This is a genomic window from Calothrix sp. FACHB-168 (assembly GCF_963889195.1).
In the GTDB taxonomy this organism is placed as follows: Bacteria; Cyanobacteriota; Cyanobacteriia; order Cyanobacteriales; family Nostocaceae; genus Aulosira; species Aulosira anomala_A.
The window spans coordinates 17,031-34,585 of record NZ_CAWPNJ010000040.1 but is presented as its reverse complement, the minus strand read 5'-3'; the positions used below and the strand labels follow the sequence as shown (position 1 = coordinate 34,585).

At 41.4% G+C, this 17,555-nt stretch carries 11 protein-coding genes; 8 read left to right on the top strand and 3 right to left on the bottom strand.

Going from position 1 to position 17,555, the window contains the following annotated elements:
• Positions 1–350: 350 nt before the first annotated feature.
• A complete protein-coding gene (gene nifJ, locus AACW45_RS23130) occupies positions 351–3,992 on the bottom strand; it encodes a pyruvate:ferredoxin (flavodoxin) oxidoreductase (RefSeq protein ID WP_190635162.1) in 3,642 nt (1,213 codons plus the stop codon).
• Positions 3,993–5,083: 1,091 nt separating this feature from the next.
• Here nifJ and AACW45_RS23125 point away from each other — a divergent pair.
• From AACW45_RS23125 to AACW45_RS23115, 3 genes are all read left to right on the top strand, one after another.
• Complete coding sequence (locus AACW45_RS23125; protein WP_190635160.1) at positions 5,084–5,893, top strand: hypothetical protein; 810 nt, start codon at positions 5,084–5,086, stop codon at positions 5,891–5,893.
• Between the two features lie 411 nt (positions 5,894–6,304).
• Complete coding sequence (locus AACW45_RS23120; RefSeq protein WP_190635158.1) at positions 6,305–7,462, top strand: FIST N-terminal domain-containing protein; 1,158 nt, start codon at positions 6,305–6,307, stop codon at positions 7,460–7,462.
• Between the two features lie 7 nt (positions 7,463–7,469).
• The gene (locus AACW45_RS23115) at positions 7,470–8,585 is read left to right on the top strand and encodes a sensor histidine kinase (protein ID WP_190635156.1); all 1,116 of its coding nucleotides are present in this window, start codon (positions 7,470–7,472) and stop codon (positions 8,583–8,585) included.
• A gap of 280 nt (positions 8,586–8,865) precedes the next feature.
• Here the strand turns inward: AACW45_RS23115 and AACW45_RS23110 are convergent, their stop codons facing one another.
• Positions 8,866–9,315, bottom strand: a complete 450-nt coding sequence (locus AACW45_RS23110) for a retroviral-like aspartic protease family protein (RefSeq protein WP_190635155.1) — start codon at positions 9,313–9,315, stop codon at positions 8,866–8,868.
• Positions 9,316–9,521: 206 nt separating this feature from the next.
• On the opposite strand from AACW45_RS23110, the gene AACW45_RS23105 reads away from it, so the two are divergent.
• Genes AACW45_RS23105 through bioF form a run of 3 tightly spaced genes read left to right on the top strand, consistent with a single transcriptional unit; the run spans position 9,522 to position 12,152 of the window.
• The gene (locus AACW45_RS23105; RefSeq protein WP_190635153.1) at positions 9,522–10,283 is read left to right on the top strand and encodes a sucrose-phosphate phosphatase; all 762 of its coding nucleotides are present in this window, start codon (positions 9,522–9,524) and stop codon (positions 10,281–10,283) included.
• A complete protein-coding gene (gene ruvA, locus AACW45_RS23100) occupies positions 10,280–10,918 on the top strand; it encodes a Holliday junction branch migration protein RuvA (RefSeq protein WP_190635151.1) in 639 nt (212 codons plus the stop codon). The genes AACW45_RS23105 and ruvA overlap by 4 nt, the downstream gene beginning before the upstream one ends.
• A 55-nt stretch (positions 10,919–10,973) precedes the next feature.
• Positions 10,974–12,152 carry an 8-amino-7-oxononanoate synthase gene (gene bioF / locus AACW45_RS23095; RefSeq protein WP_190635149.1) on the top strand — a complete coding sequence of 393 codons (1,179 nt, stop codon included), beginning with the start codon at positions 10,974–10,976 and terminating at the stop codon, positions 12,150–12,152.
• A 664-nt stretch (positions 12,153–12,816) separates the two neighbouring features.
• On the opposite strand, the gene AACW45_RS23090 is transcribed toward bioF, so the two are convergent.
• Positions 12,817–14,589 carry an iron uptake porin gene (locus AACW45_RS23090; RefSeq protein WP_190635147.1) on the bottom strand — a complete coding sequence of 591 codons (1,773 nt, stop codon included), beginning with the start codon at positions 14,587–14,589 and terminating at the stop codon, positions 12,817–12,819.
• A gap of 308 nt (positions 14,590–14,897) precedes the next feature.
• On the opposite strand from AACW45_RS23090, the gene modA reads away from it, so the two are divergent.
• Positions 14,898–15,692 (top strand): molybdate ABC transporter substrate-binding protein, encoded by a 795-nt coding sequence (gene modA / locus AACW45_RS23085; RefSeq protein WP_190635145.1) that lies wholly within the window; start codon positions 14,898–14,900, stop codon positions 15,690–15,692.
• A 556-nt stretch (positions 15,693–16,248) separates the two neighbouring features.
• On the top strand, positions 16,249–17,532 hold the full coding sequence (locus tag AACW45_RS23080) for an ATP-binding protein (RefSeq protein WP_190635143.1): 1,284 nt from the start codon (positions 16,249–16,251) through the stop codon (positions 17,530–17,532).
• Positions 17,533–17,555: the final 23 nt, after the last annotated feature.

The following is a 17,555-nucleotide window of genomic DNA, read 5'->3' as shown; positions in this document are numbered from 1 at the left end:
ACGTAGGTGGGCTAAATTTTCTTAGTCCACGTAGGTGGACTTTGTTCAATTAGCCGCACCCTTATAGGGTGACGGCGGTTTATTGGGTAAGCGAGGGGTTGGCTATGAGGACAAAACCTTGTCAACTCAAAGGGTTTTGCCTCTAATCGTCTACCATCAAGATCCGCGTTACCCCACCCCAGTTTTGTCTAAAGCCAAAACGTCCCCTCCCCGTAAACGGGGAGGGGATTAAGGGGTGGGGTAAAAAGCTTGTGGGGTAAGCGTTTGAAGCTAAGTTGACACCAATGGCAGTGCCATACCCCTACTATCGCATTCTTGTTTCAAACATCACCATCTGATGATGTTACCCATTACCGATTTGCTAGATATTGATACATCTGCCAACGTGCATCAACTTCAGCTTGGGCTTGTTCTAGCAGTTGTTTGGCGACTTCTGGCTTACTCTTGGTGAGCATTTTGAAGCGATTTTCTTGATACATTGATTGCTCTACTGATTGCTTAGGCGATCGCATATCCAATTGCAAGGGGTTCTTACCATCTTTCTGCAATTCAGGATTATAGCGATACAGCAACCACCTTCCTGATTCTATCAAAGATTTTTGGTGATTCATGCCTGTGGTCATGTTGATGCCGTGGGCGATGCAATGGCTGTAAGCAATAATCAAGGACGGGCCGTTGAAAGCTTCGGCTTCTAAAAATGCTCTCAGGGTATGTTCGTCTCTTGCGCCTAAAGCTACACTGGCTACGTAGACATTTCCGTAAGTCATGGCGATTAAACCCAGGTCTTTTTTGGGCGCGGGCTTACCACTGGCGGCAAATTTGGCGACGGCTGCTTTGGGGGTGGCTTTGGATGATTGTCCGCCTGTGTTTGAATATACTTCTGTATCCATGACTAAGATATTGACGTTACGACCACTGGCTAAAACATGGTCGATACCGCCAAAGTCAATATCATACGCCCAGCCGTCACCGCCGACAATCCAAACGCTTTTTTTGACTAAGTAATCTGCAATCGATTTTAGATTTTGGATTTTGGATTTGGGCATTGGGCTTCGGCTTCGCTCAGCCACCAGGGCATTGGGCATTGAAAGATTTTCTGTTTGCAACAATTCATCTAGCTTTTGCTTAAGGATTTCTACTCGTTCCCGTTGTTCCCAAATGTCAGCTTCGGTGTTTTGTTTAGCATTGAGAATCGAGTCTACTAAATCACTAGATATTCCCAATTCCCCATGCCCTAATTGTTGCAACAATTCGGCAGCAAATTCGGCTTGTTTATCTAAGGAAAGGCGGAAGCCAAAACCAAATTCGGCGTTATCTTCAAATAAACTATTAGACCATGCGGGGCCTCGTCCTTGGGCGTTGGTTGTCCAAGGGGTTGTGGGTAAGTTTCCGCCGTAGATGGAAGAACAGCCGGTAGCATTGGCGATGACTGAGCGATCGCCAAATAATTGTGTCAATAATTTTAAATAGGGTGTCTCTCCACAACCAGCACAAGCACCGGAAAATTCAAATAATGGTTCTTGCAGTTGTTGTTGGCGAATTTGGTTGAGTTTGAGTTCTCTGCGGTCGGGATTGGGTAAACTTAAGAAGAAATCCCAGTTTTTCCGCTCTTGTTCTCTTAATGGTAGTTGCTGCGCCATGTTAATGGCTTTTTTCAACGGCTCAGTTTTATTTTTCGCTGGGCAGACGTTCACGCAAATCGCGCAGCCTGTACAATCTTCTGGGGCTACCTGGATGGTAAATTTCTGATTGGCGAAGTCCCTATCTTTCGCATCCACTGACTTAAAGCTGGGTGGTGCATTGACTAACTCACTCGGCTGATAGGCTTTGGCGCGGATGGCGCTGTGAGGACATACCATTACGCATTTACTACATTGTACGCAAAGATTTTCATCCCATACAGGAATTTCTTGAGCGACGTTGCGCTTTTCCCATTTAGTTGTACCTGTGGGGAATGTACCGTCTGCGGGTAGGCTACTTACAGGTAAATCATCGCCTTCCCAAATCATGATTTTACCCAGAACTTCGCGGATAAATTCTGGGGCGTTATCAAGCTGTGTATTTTCGGTTGGGGATTGGGGCTGGTAAATTGTTTGGGGGATATCTACTTTATGTAGGTTAGCGAGGGTATTATCTACGGCTTGCAAATTCATGCGCACAACTTCCGCGCCTTTTTTACCGTAGGTTTTTTCAATTGCTTGTTTAATTTTCGCGATCGCTTCTTCTTGGGGTAAAACATTCGCTAAGGCAAAGAAGCATACCTGCATAATGGTATTAATTCTACCACCCATGCCGCTACTGCGGGCGACTTGGTTAGCATTAATTACATATAATTTCAGGTGTTTGTCGATAATTTGCTGCTGTACCTTCACAGGTAAATGTTGCCAAACAGCATCCGCATCGTAGGGACTATTAACTAAAATCGTCGCTCCGGGAATCGCCGCTTTGAGAATGTCAATATTTTCTAAAAATCCCCAATGATGACAACCAATAAAGTTAGCTTTATCGATGAGGTAGGTTGAGCGAATTGGCTGGAGTCCGAAGCGTAGGTGAGAAACTGTCATCGAACCAGATTTTTTGGAATCGTAGACAAAGTAGCCTTGGGCGTAATTGTCTGTTTCCTCACCAATAATTTTAATGGAATTTTTGTTAGCGCCGACTGTGCCATCAGAACCTAAGCCGTAAAACATCGCCCGGACAACAGTATCAGGTTCCGTAGAGAAGTTGGGGTCAAAGTTTAGGGATGTATGGCTAACATCGTCATTAATACCGATAGTAAAGTGATTTTTTGGTGTAGGTAAGGCGAGATTGTCAAAAATTCCCTTCACCATTGCGGGGGTGAATTCTTTTGATGATAAACCGTAGCGCCCGCCGATGATTTTGGGGGACAAGGGGGACAAGGAAGACAAGGGGGACAAGGAGGTGTTTTTGGTTTCCCATGCTTCATGAATAGCGGTGACTACATCTAAATATAAGGGTTCGCCGGCGCTTCCTGGTTCTTTGGTGCGGTCGAGGACTGCGATCGCTTTTACACTATTAGGTAAGACTGCGATAAATCTTTCCACATCGAAGGGGCGATATAGTCTGACTTTGACAACGCCGACTTTTTCCCCTTGGTTGTTGAGGTAATCTACAGTTTCATGGACTGTTTCACAACCGGAACCCATGATAACAATGACGCGCTCGGCATCGGGTGCGCCATGATATTCATATATTTGATAATACCTGCCAGTGCGATCGCCAAATTTATCCATTAAGCGTTGGACAATTTCCGGGGTAGCGCTGTAATAAGGGTTAGCGCCTTCACGAGATTGGAAGAAAATATCGGGGTTTTGGGCTGTACCTCGCAGTACTGGGCGGTCTGGGGTAAGGGCGCGGCTGCGGTGAGCTAAAATGAGATCGTCGTTGATGAGCGATCGCAAATCATCATCGGAGAGTAATTTTACTTTCTGCACTTCGTGAGAGGTACGAAACCCATCAAAAAAGTGCATAAACGGAACTCGCGTTTCTAGCGTCGCAGCATAGGAAATCAGCGCAAAATCGAGATTTTCTTGCACCGAAGCCGAACACAGCATCGCATAACCTGTTGCCCTAGCTGCCATTACATCGCTATGATCGCCAAAGATAGATAAAGCATGGGTAGCTAAAGAACGTGCAGCAACGTGAATTGTCGTACTTGTTAATTCCCCAGCGATTTTGTAGAGATTGGGAATCATTAACAATAACCCTTGAGAAGCGGTGAAAGTCGTACTCAAGGAACCCGTTTGTAACGCCCCATGTACAGCACCAGCAGCACCACCTTCACTTTGCATTTGCACCACACTGGGAACCGTACCCCAAAGGTTAGGACGATTTTCCGCCGCCCAAGCATCAGCCCATTCACCCATTGTTGAAGAGGGGGTGATAGGATAAATGGCGATTACTTCATTTAATTTATAAGCAATCCGGGAAACTGCCTCATTCCCGTCAATAGTCGCAAAGGTTTTGTTCATCATTGACTCCTGCTTTGTCAGCCAGATGCGAAGATATTCTCATTGCTCTGTAGAAGGGCATAAACACACTTTAAGAGTCCAAATGATGGACTCTTTACTTATACTTGGGAAATGGGCATAGGGCATGGGGCATTGGGCATGGGAAAGACAGATTTTCATGGTTGCTTGTGGGTTTTCCCATGAGGAACTAGCTTAAAAATAAGGGCTATGGAAGAGAGATTTTCATATTTTGTTTTGAGATTTTTTGTGAGACAAGCTAGTTAAATTAGTTTGTAAGTAAGTCGGCAATTGCACCAAGCTATGTGCTTTACATAAACATATTTGACACCTTAGCAAGAACAAATAACCAATGCCCAATGCCCCATGCCCAATGACACATTGACACACTTTTATCTCTAATTCTTGTATTATTATCTCACAAGTTATTTTGTCTGAATTTATATATATTAATCTTGTACTCAAGAGGCTGAAAAACTTTGGGCTATATATTTCAGACAAATGATTGATGATTTGGGGGTAGAGGTTCGAGAATTAAATAACTTTCTTGATGGCTGTCTACTGTTGAAGACATAGCAATAATCACAAGCTAAGGGACTTCTAACTAAAAAATACTCCATCGTTGTGTATGCAGAGAAGGCAGAGGAAGTAGAGGAGAAATAATTTGCCACTATGAAAATGGGATAATTTATTTTCTCGAAGTCCCTAATCAGCTAATCTTTAGCCTCAGAAATGCGTGGGGATGTAATACTGCTCGGTTACAGCAGTTTTCACCTATTTGAACCACATCTGTCGTAGGGGCACGGCATCCACAATCTTCTTATATATACAATATTTTACTGGTGCCGTGCCCCTACAGTGTGGTCTATTTACAGGAAGATGCTGTAAGGAAAATTGTAGGTTGGGTTGAGGCTCTGCGAAACCCAACAGTTTGAATGATTATTAGCTCAAATTTTACTATTTTCAGTATTATTACTGTAGTTAATCAGTATTAAATAAATAGATACTGCGATCAATGTCTAAAAGATATGCGTGGTTGAGAAAAACTACTTAACCAAGTAAACCTGAGTAACAGAGAATCTTACGGATAATTCATGAAAAAATTCACTTCGTTTCTTGCCGTTATACTTAGCCTTGTTGTGTATCTAAGTGGTGCTAGCCCTGCTTTAGCTCAACAATCGCCTCAGCCTCCATCTCGTGGGATAGTCACTTTTTACATCACTCCAGAACAACACGCACTAGGATTAAATATATATAAACAATTGAAATATGACTTAGCGCTTCCTAATCCCGATACAAGTGCTATTCTTCCTGAAAATCTCAGCGATTTTCCAGCTGCTTATAAACAAGTACTCGCACAAAATCAGCAGAACAACGGAATTAATGGCTCATTTACTGAAGCTTGGTTTGATTTGCAAGCATCAACGCCTGTGAGTCCTCGAACTAACACATTGTTCACTGTTAATGCTCCTCTTAACGGCAGAATATACAGTGTAGTAGCTGGATTACCTGTAGCAAATCAATGCCCTCAGAAAATTAAACAAACTGAAATTGCTTTCTTTGATAATGTAAGAGATGCGGAAAGGAGCGCTGATGAATTAGATAGAAAAGGATACTTGGTCTATGTTTCCCCTAAAGATGATTTGACAGTCAAGGCATTTTCACAAATTTTCTATGACCAAACTAATGGTAAGAAACAAGCTAATTCATCTTGTTTGCTAGTTTCAGGTACTACTGAAAACCTTAGAGCCGATTTCAGACAAATCTTCTATTTACTACCTCCTGCTTTACAGATGGAAGCAAAACAACAACCATTTGACTTTTTTCCCAGAGTAGGAACTTACATCTATGTTGCCAATGCAGTAAAGAATCTCTCTGAGCCTAATAAGATTAGTATGAAATAGTCCCTAATTGCTGTAAATTTGTAGGACAAGCTAATCAAAAAAATAGTGCCTCATTGCGAGATAGAAATTAAATAATGCTATTTAATTTTTATAGCAACCGCGCACTAAAACAAATCAGCAAAACACCCAACACTTAATTTTTATTGTTGGGTGTTTTAGTTTTTAGGGGTAAATGGCAATCGTATAGAAGGTTACAAAATCTCCTAAAAATCATGCTAGGTCAGCATTCTAGCCATCAATGTTTTTTGCAATTCTCAAAATACCAGTTAACCTATAAATTTTTTATTACTAAGAAAAAAAAGTGAATTGAGATTTAGCTGATCTAAGTGGGAAATCTAATTGTAGGGTGTAAGGTGCGGACATCCAAATTAAATTAGCACGCTAAATATTCACGCTAAAAATGAGGTAACTGTGTTTAGAGTTGTTGTAGGTCATAGTAACGATCCTGATTCTCAAAACGCGATCGCTGAAGTTATTCAACAATGTAGTTCTTCCTTTGGCGGTTTAATTCCTCAAGCTGGAATTTTATTCACTGCTATTGACTTTGATCATGTGTTAATTTTGCAACGTATCCAAGACGCTTTTCCGGGAATTGAGTTAATCGGTGGTACGACAAATGGAGAAATATCCTCAACTCTGGAGTTTCAACAAGATTCTCTAACTTTAATGCTGTTTGCTACAGACGAAGTGGAAATTCGCGCAGGTATTGGAAGGGGAGCATCGAAAAATCCGGCGCTTGCAGCCCAAATTGCGATCGCTCAAGCAATGGCAAAGAGTACATCTACACCACAATTATGCTTGACTTTTCCCGATAGTTTAACGAGCAATGGCGTATTGATTTTAGACGGTTTAAAACAAAGCCTGGGAGAGCATATTCCCATCATTGGGGGAATGGCTGCCGATGATTATACCTTTGACAAGACCTACCAATTTTTTCAGGGTGAAGTGTTAAGCGATTCAGTACCAGTGTTGCTGTTCTTTGGCAAACTCCTATTTTCCCACGGAGTAGCTAGTGGCTGGACTCCTATTAGCCAACGTAGCCGTGTCACGAAAGTGGATGGCAATGTAGTCTATGAAATCGATGGAGAACGCGCCTTAGATTTTTATCAGCACTATCTGGGAAAAGAAAAATTTGCTGCCAACTATGCAATTCATGCTCTGGCAGTTTTTCAAGATCAAGACCATTTTTATATGCGCGCTCCCAATGGATACGATCAACAAACTGGTAGTGTTACTTTCTTTTCAGATATTCCTGAACAGGCAGTTGTTCAAATTACTGATGCAACTCGTGATGATATTCTGTCAGCTTCCGAGACATCTTTAAAGAATGCTCTCACCCATTACCCTGGTTTAGAGCCTACCGCAGCGTTACTGATTTCCTGTGCTGCTAGGCGGCGAATTTTGGGAACTCTTGCAACACAAGAGTATCAGCTTGTCAAAACTCATTTACCAGAGGCATTAGTTTGTTGTGGTTTCTATGCTTACGGTGAAATTGCTCCTTTGGTTGGCAAAGGTCAAACACAATTTCATAATAAAACTTTTGTCACATTGTTAATAGGAACAAAATAAGTCGTGCATGGATAACCAGGACAATTCCATACAATTTCAAGAATTGGAAAAGGCAAACCGCATTTTGCGAAAAAAGCTAGAACGCTGCGAAAATGAACGCCGCCAGTTAGAATCTGACATTTCCACCAAGGAGTTTTTACTAAAGAAAGTTATTTGCGAGTTAGAAGACTCACAAGCTAAATTACAGCAAAGAAGCCAAGAGTTAGAAGATACGTTAAATAGTTTGCATAAAATGCAAACTCAGATGATTCAAAACGAAAAAATGTCTGCTCTAGGTCAAATGGTAGCAGGCATTGCTCACGAAATTAACAATCCTGTGAGTTTTATTTACGGCAACATCAGCCATATCAAGCAATACACCCATGACTTACTGCGGCTGGTTGAGCTTTATCACAGTTATTTCCCCAATCCACCAGCCGAAATTCAAAACGAACGTCAAGCCATTGATTTAGAGTTTCTCGAAAAAGATGCAACTAAAATATTGCATTCAATCAATATCGGCACAGAACGCATCCGAGAAATTGTGCTGTCACTGCGTAATTTCTCTCGTTTGGATGAAAGTGAGTTCAAGGCGGTAGATATTCATGAAGGAATTGATAATACGTTGTTAATTTTGCAGCATCGCCTGAAAGCTAATGACAAAAGCCCAGAAATTTTGGTCACTAAAGACTATGGCAACTTACCCCATGTAGAATGTTATGCCGGACAGATCAATCAGGTATTTATGAATATCCTGGCAAATGCTCTTGATGCGATCGCACAATTCAATGCTAAACGAACTTATCGCCAAATCCAGGATCATCCCAGTCGCATCACAATTCGTACTTCTGTCGTAGATTCACATTGGGTAAAAATTGCGATCGCTGATAATGGGATTGGAATTCCCGAAGGAATTCAAAAAAAGATTTTCAATCCGTTCTTCACCACAAAACCTATCGGGAAGGGAACGGGAATGGGAATGGCTATTAGTTATCAAATTATTACCGAAAAACATGGCGGCAAGTTAGAATTTTTTTCGACACCTGAACAAGGAACAGAGTTTGTGATTCAAATTCCTCTCAAGCAGCTAATTAGACCCGTTCATAATGGGGATATGATTACGGAAAGTCTCACCAGCAACTAAGAATTTTAGGGTGATAAGCTGCGACGCATCTAATTTGTATATAAGAGGATGTTTGAAAAGTCCCAAATGATGTATCAAATACTTTTATATCCCCCTAAATACCCCTAAAAAAGGGGGATTAGGAGGGATAGATAGTGCTTAAAATCACAGCTAACCACTTTTCAAACAACCTCTAAAACGCGGTCAAGATGCCCGCACTACAATTATTTTGTGATGTACTAAGGGGTAGGAAAATGACAAATGATCATTTTGATTCTCTGAAATTATTTGCGTAGGAATCTTATATTGATAAAACCATCAAATAAGTATCTTTTCCTTCAACTGGCAAAACTCGCAATTTCTGATTTTGTAAATCTGGTTCTAATCCTAAATCTTCTAAAGGTATTAATCCTAATAACGCATCAGAACCTTCTGGTAATTCAATACAATTAAATGTCCCCTCTCGTCCCTCAACTGAAAGATTTAACATTTTAAAAATCCGCGCTTTTTGTACTCCTGTCGCTATTTTTATATCTACTTCCCCTTGAAGAGGTAATCCTAAATCAAGAATAATATTTTTAGGTAAGCATAGTCTGGTTGCACCTGTGTCAACTAAAACATCATATAAAGTAATTGAGCGTATTTGTTCTGTGGGAATAAATCCTCGTTCTGCAAGAGTCTGGTCAATTTGATTAGTAATAGTGATTGTGGTAGTTACTTTGCCCATTTTTTCACTTTTGCTCAGTGTCATATAATTTTCCTATTTCTTGCGCCTACTTGTAGAAATACATCTTTTTTATCTTTCATACTTAAGATAGTTGCGCTGAACTTGGCAACAGGGAAAATAAATTTTTTCCTAGTTTGAGCCTTTTACCTTTCTTAAGTTAATTGTCATTGGTAAGGCTTTCAGGTATATTTACGTTTCGTAACATAGCTGTGTTCAAACCAGGAGTTGCTATGACCAATTTTTTATTCGTATCTGATTTAGATCATACCTTTGTAGATCATGATGCTGGTAATGATGATGCTCGTGGAGAGTTAAGCGATCGCCTCCAGCAACATCGTGAATTATATGGTACTAAAATTGTCTATGCTACCGGGCGATCGCCTCACCTTTACCGAGAGTTACAAATCGAAAAAAATCTTTTACAACCAGATGCACTAGTATTATCTGTTGGTACTGAAATTTACTTCGATGGTAGCGATACCCCAGATCCAGCTTGGTCAGAAATTCTGTCTCCAGGCTGGGATCGGGAATTGTTACTATCAATAACAGCCAAATACCCTGAGTTAATTTTGCAACCAGAATCCGAACAGCGCCCCTTTAAAGTGAGCTTTTTTTTAGAAAAATCTGTAGCACCTGGAATTTTATCGCAACTTGAGTTAGAGTTACAAAAACATAAATTAAACAAAAAGTTAATCTATAGTAGCGGAATTGATCTTGACATTGTTCCCCTTTCCAGCGATAAAGGTCAGGCAATGCAATTTTTACGCCAAAAGTGGAAATTTGCAGCTGAACAAACAGTTGTCTGTGGCGATTCGGGTAATGATATTGCTTTATTTGCTGTAGGCAACGAAAGGGGAATCATTGTTGGTAATGCTCGCCCTGAGCTAATTCAGTGGCATAATGAGCATCCAGCTGACTACCGTTACCTAGCACAAAACTTTTGTGCGGGTGGCATTCTCGAAGGCTTAAAATATTTTGGATTTTTAGAATGATTAGCTATCTCAAAGGTATCGTTGCTGGTGTTCAAACAATTAGTAGTAATCGGGTGATACTGACCCTTGAGGTCAATAACATCGGCTATGATTTGCACATTCCCCAACGGCTGTCAAAGTCTTTACCTGATTCAGGGGGAGTGGTGCAAATCTTTACCCATTACCAAGTCCGCGAAGAAGTGCCCTTATTGTATGGCTTTTCTTCCCCAGCCGAAAGAGACTTATTTCGTCATTTGCTGAGTGTGAGCGGAATTGGTGCGGCTTTAGCGATTACTCTGTTAGACACCTTAGAACTCCCAGATTTAGTCCAAGCAATTATTGCGGCGAATATCCAAATTCTCATTCAAGCGCCAGGTGTGGGTAAGAAAACCGCCGAACGGATTTGTTTAGAACTCAAAAGCAAATTAATCGAGTGGCGCAAATCCGCAGGGTTCTTCGTGGCTACAGGGGGGCCAGCACCAGGTATTTTAGAAGAAGTGCAAATGACACTGTTTGCTTTAGGCTACACTGCCCATGAAGTCAGCCACGCCTTACACGTAGTCAGCGAAGATATTGGACTTCCTAAAGATGCTTATGTAGAAGATTGGATTAAACAAGCGATCGCTCATCTTAGCAGTAGCGAGCAAATTAGTTAATAGTCAATGGTCAGTTGTCAGTTGTCAGTTGTCTCTCCCATTCTCTTAACTTACAATGCCCATAGATCCTTATGCTTGGCTAGAGCAGTCTTTGGAAACTATTCATCGGGCGGATTGGTATCGCTCAGTCCAAACGATTGATGGGCTGTGTGGTGCTACTGTGTTGTTAGAAGGGCGAGAAGTAATAAATTTTGCCAGCAATGACTATTTAGGATTAGCGGGGGATCGGCGTTTAATTATAGCCGGGGTTGCAGCTACCGAAAAATTTGGCACAGGAACTACTGGTTCGCGATTACTTAGCGGACATCGGGAATTACATAGAGAATTAGAAAGAGCGATCGCATCTTTGAAACAAACCGAAGATGCATTAGTATTTAGTTCAGGGTATTTAGCAAATTTAGGTGCGATCGCTGCATTGGTAGGTAAGCGCGATTTAATCCTCTCGGATCAGTATAATCATTCCAGCCTGAAAAATGGTGCAATTCTCAGTGGTGCAGCAATTCTCGAATATCCCCACTGTGATGTTACAGTTTTAAAAAACCAGTTAATTGAGCAAAGACAAAATTACCGTCGCTGCTTAATCCTCACCGATAGCGTCTTTAGCATGGATGGCGATTTATGTCCTTTACCCGCATTAATAGATATAGCAGCAGAATTTAGCTGTATGCTCCTAGTCGATGAAGCCCATGCAACCGGAGTTATGGGTAAAACTGGCGCAGGTTGCGTGGAACATTTTAATTGTACAGGAAAACAACTCATTCAAATCGGCACATTAAGTAAAGCTTTAGGTAGTTTAGGCGGATATGTCGCCGGCAGTGCCACCTTAATAGATTTCTTACGTAATCGCGCCCCCACTTGGATTTATACTACAGGACTTTCCCCCGCAGACACAGCCGCAGCCTTAGCCGCCATTGAAATAGTACAACAAGAAACCCAACGCCGCAGCCAATTGTGGGAGAATGTCGCTTACCTAAAAAAATTAATGCAACAACAGGTATCTGAATTAAAATTACTACCTTCAGAATCACCTATATTATGTTTTCAATTACCAACCGCCGCAGACGCCTTAAAAGCAGGTAAATATTTAAAGGCTGCGGGAATTTTCGCCCCAGCCATACGCCCGCCAACCGTACCTACAAGCCGCATTCGCATATCTGCAATGGCGACGCATCAACCAACGCAGATTGAAAAGTTAGTAGATGCATTAAGAGAATTCGTGAAGTACCTACAGTGACGCTTCGCGTACACAGTAGGCTTCCCGTCTCATTCGCCGTTGCCTCGTTAAACCCGTGTTTAATCCGGTCTCACACAGCGTCTCTGCTGATTTCTCAGCTTTATCTCCTCAAGGGAGAACCCAGGCAGCCGCCCATCTTCCATAGGCAGTTTAATTTGTTTTACGGTACGTTTGTCTTGGATTTACAGCAAAGCTGACCAGCAGGACTCGCGTTTTCCCCGATCTCTGATGTTGCTGCGGCAAGTCTTACTACTTTGAAGTTAGCCTGTCTGATGTCCATACAGTCGGGTGGGTCATCGACCATTTATATATTATATATTGTTGAAAAAGGTAATTCGTAATTCATAATTCGTAATTAATTAGGACTTATGCACACTCTACGAACTCTTGGCGTTCTTGGCGTCTTGGTGAAGCAGTCGCAGTCTTGGCGCTTTGCGTCGATTGCGAACTGCTGAACCCGAAGGGCGGTTCATAAAATAAGCTTTTTGGCAATTTTTGCGTAAGTCCTAATTAATAATTCTGAAGATAGAAGTATTATCTTCGCTCAAGTTTTATCGTAAATTCAAGGATTTAAGACCCCTTCATCTACAGAAGGAATTGACTTAGAATTATGGCTGCAAAGATTCAAACTTCGCCCAGGTTTAAACCGAGCGAAACTGAGTCTTTAAAAGCGGAATGTAGTCCGAATCAGTCCTGTATAGATAGTGTCGTTATTGCTGTTATGTTCGGGGTTAAATATCACAATCAAACCTGGTGTAATCGAGAGATTGCTATTAACTTGATAACGATATAAAGCCTCTAAATGGAAAGATGTATCAGTGTCTATCCGTCTGTCTGGTACAAGATTAGTCGCGCTCACGCTATTATTGCCAAAGTCGTTACCAGTTACCTTGGGTGGTTGTCCAAATATCAAACCACCAAGATTACCCTTTTTACCCAAGTCAGGGAAGGCTAAAGTCACCGCCCAGTTCCAAATGTCTGCTTTATCGCCACGATTCACATTAGCACCAGAACTATTTTCCGCGATCGCTTGTGTATATCCTACCCAGCCAGCGAGGGTAAATTGCGGGCTGAAACGATAGTTGGCTTGTAGCCCATAGTGATTGCTGGTTGTGTTGACTGGAGTAGTAGCATTTGAGTTAAAGGGATTATTCGCAAATGCACTACCATAGGAACCCGAAACTACCACATCACCATCATTGTTAGCGCCTCTGAGGTAGGAATGTGCATAAGTCAAACCTAGAGTAAAGTCTTTGTTTGGTTGAAAAGCCAATTGTGCGATTGCGCCATAACTCCCATCAAATAAACCTTTACCGTTACTCGGATCGTTAGCTCTGCGAGCGAGATAACCACCTGATAGAGTAATGCTGTCACTCAACTTAAAATTTGCACTGATACCTGAACCCACATTGCTACCAGAGCCGGTGTTACTAGCGCGATAAATGGGCGAGAAACGACCAAAACGAGATAAGGAACCCACGGGAGTAGAAGACAAAAACGGGTTAAAGGTATTGAAATTGTCGTAAAATTCGCCACCAATGGCGTCAACAATCACATTCAGGCGATCGCCTACAGGAAAGCGATAATATAACTTACCCATCTGAACGCTATTATCAGGATTATTGGTAGTGTCCCAAGAATTGCGAGTCATGTTTGTGCCGGTGACAGCACCACTATAAGCAATGGTATTATTAGCTTCTAAACGGGTAAATAATTGGTCTTGTCCAGTAAAGCTTGTCACAAAGTTGATGCGGATGCGATCGCTCAATGTGGCTCTATCTTGCAGCCTCCTTCCACCTGATGCTGTATACTGACTATTGGCAAAAGCTTCTCTAGTTGCGCCTGCGGGACGAGCATTAATTTCATTCCATACATCTGAGTTTAAAGCGCGATCGCCACCAAACACGCTACCAAGACTAACAATCACTTCTGCATTTAACTTGGTAGTCGTAGAAAATTGTTGACTTTCTAAGGTAGTTGTACGACCTTCTAAACCATCTAATCTTCCCCTAAGTTCTGTTAATCCATCAGCAAATTCTTGTTGCAATTTTTGTAAGGTTTCCAAGTCTTGCTTAGTGACTAAATCGGCGGTACCAGTTGCAATCAGTTCTTTGACTCGATTCAAACAAGCATTCAAACCTGCTGCAAATTCATAGCGAGTCAGCGCTCGATTTCCGCGAAAGCTGCTATCTGGATATCCAGCAATACAGCCATAGCGCTCAACCAAAGACTGTAAAGCTTGAAATGCCCAATCTGTTGGTTGCACATCAGACAGTTGCGATACTGATGTCACCTGCTCCATTGCAGAGTTCGACTGTTCTATGTTGTCATCTGCAAGTGGCTGACTATTTCCTCCCACTGGATTTGCTGATGCAGCTTTCGCTGTCATCATACTAGCTAATAGTAGTAACAATGAAGACTTGACAAAAGTGGACATTACCCTCACACCTCAAATATCATTAAACCAACATAACTGGTATAGCAACCAAGATAGTTGGTGTAAACCCACAAAAATTATGGCTTTTGAAAACTAATTACCCTATTAAAAGTAAAATTTATACCAATTAAGTTGGTTAAAATGTAGCATTAGTTACAAATTTTCCAAATACTAAAAATTTACAATCATAAAATCTTCCACTCTTCCTGTCATGTTCTTTTCTTGACATAGAGTTACCAATTTGCTTGGTAAAATGTTGGTGATATTGTACGATTCTACCAAGTGTCAATTTTATAAATAGTTTTTTTATGAACAGAAGACAAATTCTTACTTTAATTGCTACAGCAGTTGCTAACTTCCTTGTAGCCACTGGATTACCGACTCTTATACCGTCGCCTGTACTCGCACAGTCACAGGTCACCCTGCTGGTATCTGCGGCTGCTAGTTTAAAAGAAGCGTTGGAAGAGATCAAGCCTATTTACCAACAAAGTCAGCCAAATACCAACATTAATTTTAATTTTGGCGCTTCTGGTGCTTTGCAGCAACAGATAGAACAAGGTGCGCCTGCAGATATCTTTATTTCCGCCGCTAAAAGACAAGTGGATGCTTTAGAAGAAAAAGGACTTTTGCTCAAAGGAACTCGTTCTGTTTTAGCAAAAAACCGTTTGGTGTTGATTGTGCCTAAAAATATTACAGGCATCACCAGCTTTTACAAGCTTAAAGATAGCAAAATCAAAAAAATCGCCATTGGTGAACCGAGAAGTGTACCTGCAGGACAATATGCAGAGCAAGTCCTTGATAAATTAAAGATTTTGCCGCAAGTTAAATCTAAGTTGGTTTACGCTAACAATGTACGCCAAGTACTTGCATCTGTAGAAAGTGGTAACGCTGATGCCGGTTTAGTGTACATCACCGATGCCAAAATCTCAGATAAAGTCAAAATTGTCGTAGCAGCTGACGAAAAATACCATTCTCCGATTATTTATCCATTTGCAGTCCTCAAAAGCAGTAAAAACGCTGAAACTGCCAAGGAATTTGCTAAATTTTTAACTAGCAGTCAAGCTAAAGCTGTACTCAAAAAATATGGCTTTATTTTGCCTTAATTTACCTAATTATAGCAATGGGAAACAAGAATGCGACAGATTGTAGGGGCATTGGCACTGCCATGCCCTCAAGAATATTTTGATGTGTGGCAAAGATTATTTAAATTGGTATTAGGCTTTTTTCCAGAAAAACTTAAGGTTCAAACTAGCAGTGTTTATTTCTGTCCCAGGGCGTGTTTTCAAACCCCGAAAGTAGCCCCTATTTTTAAGGCTTGTCTAATTTTCGGCTAAGTATCTTGACGAACAGACGCGAAATTTAATTTACTCGCGTCTGTTCAATTCTTGGTGATGTTAAACTGACAAATTCAGAACTTACGCACTCCCCCCAACCCCGTTCGCGGGATTGAAACAACGAAATAAAGATTGGGTTTAAAACACCGTAGTTATAGTCAAGCTTTTGTGGTAAAATCATCACCCTCTGCCCCAGCATTGTCTATCAACTCATCAATCAAAGACTCATCAAAAATACTTATATCAGTTCTGAGTCTGTTTTGAAACGTCCTGATATGCGCAGTTGATAGTGGCTTTTAAAAAAAGTGATAGCTGATAGTTGGTTATGATTTGTCATTTTCTCATTGGTGTACCTGGTAGCGGGAAGTCTACTTTTGCAGCTGAATTTGCCAAGCTGGGGAATTATCGCATTGTTTCTACTGATGTAATTCGTCAACAACTCTATGGAGATGCAAGTATTCAAGGTGATTGGTTGGCGATTGAGGAGAAAGTTATCGCTGAAATTGTAGATGCGATCGCTCAGGGTTATGAGGTAATTTATGATGCTACTAATGCCAAGCGGATGTGGCGGATGGTTTTCTTAATGAAACTTAAGGCGCTAACTCCGGCTGTGTGGATGGCTTGGTATTTGCAAACCCCCATCGCCGTTTGTCAGTTACGCAACCAACAGCGCAATCGCCAAGTGCCACAGGTCATAATTGAGAGTATGTACAAATCTTTGCAAGACTTTCCACCCATAGCCGCAGAAGGTTTTGCAGCAGTCAAGCAAATTAATGTCACTTCAGCAAATTTCAACTTTCAAGAAATATTCACCCATATCGCAGAACTTCCCAATAGCATCATCAACTATGCTAACCAAAATCGCCAAATTACCTTACACCCCTACAGCGAGTTACTAGATTTTGAACGGTTAATGCATCTGATTTCGCTGACGATTCGCTATCCGGGAATAGGAAATCTGCAAGCCACCCAACCCAGTCAGCTAGAAACTATATTTGGTACGCTTCCAGAGTTTGCCAGTTCTCTAGAAGAAATCACCGCCTGTATGGGGAAATTGTGTGGTAATATCTACGCCGATGCTCAAGCGATCGCATCTGATTTACATTGGTTACAAAAAAATGATTTCATTGGTGATTTGTTAGTTGTCAATCAGGGCGGAGTTATACAAGATAGTCATGAATCAGTGAAGATATCTGTTAACCCGCCAGTAGAGTTGTCAGTCGTTCATCCCTCTATATCTCCATCACCACCTCACCCATATTCTGATTTAGCATCGCTTCAAAGGTTGCTGCAAACAATTCGTTGGATTGTGCATCATCCGTTTTTACCAGATTCGGGTGAGGAAAGTTGGGAAACACTGATATCTGCGCTGAAGGAAAAAGGCATTATTGATACTAAGGGACTTCCAAGAAATAAATTATCCAATCTTGTGGGGTGGGCATCTTGCCCGCCTTTGACTATGGGCGGGCGAGACGCCCACCGCACAATAAATAGTTGTATATTTTTTTATTTGGAAGTCCCTAATGATTTAGACAATCTCAGTAATGATATTGAGAATGTGCTAAAACCGTATAAAATATTACCCGATATATCTTTACCAGATAGCTAGCTTACGCAGACAGATATTTTAGG

What these genes read in the sequence shown, in the direction of transcription:
- nifJ (WP_190635162.1), bottom strand. Translation starts at nt 3,992, where the DNA reads ATGAACAAAACCTTTGCGACTATTGACGGGAATGAGGCAGTTTCCCGG.
- AACW45_RS23125 (WP_190635160.1), top strand. Translation starts at nt 5,084, where the DNA reads ATGAAAAAATTCACTTCGTTTCTTGCCGTTATACTTAGCCTTGTTGTG.
- AACW45_RS23115 (WP_190635156.1), top strand. Translation starts at nt 7,470, where the DNA reads ATGGATAACCAGGACAATTCCATACAATTTCAAGAATTGGAAAAGGCA.
- AACW45_RS23110 (WP_190635155.1), bottom strand. Translation starts at nt 9,315, where the DNA reads ATGACACTGAGCAAAAGTGAAAAAATGGGCAAAGTAACTACCACAATC.
- AACW45_RS23105 (WP_190635153.1), top strand. Translation starts at nt 9,522, where the DNA reads ATGACCAATTTTTTATTCGTATCTGATTTAGATCATACCTTTGTAGAT.
- ruvA (WP_190635151.1), top strand. Translation starts at nt 10,280, where the DNA reads ATGATTAGCTATCTCAAAGGTATCGTTGCTGGTGTTCAAACAATTAGT.
- bioF (WP_190635149.1), top strand. Translation starts at nt 10,974, where the DNA reads ATGCCCATAGATCCTTATGCTTGGCTAGAGCAGTCTTTGGAAACTATT.
- AACW45_RS23090 (WP_190635147.1), bottom strand. Translation starts at nt 14,589, where the DNA reads ATGTCCACTTTTGTCAAGTCTTCATTGTTACTACTATTAGCTAGTATG.
- modA (WP_190635145.1), top strand. Translation starts at nt 14,898, where the DNA reads ATGAACAGAAGACAAATTCTTACTTTAATTGCTACAGCAGTTGCTAAC.
- AACW45_RS23080 (WP_190635143.1), top strand. Translation starts at nt 16,249, where the DNA reads ATGATTTGTCATTTTCTCATTGGTGTACCTGGTAGCGGGAAGTCTACT.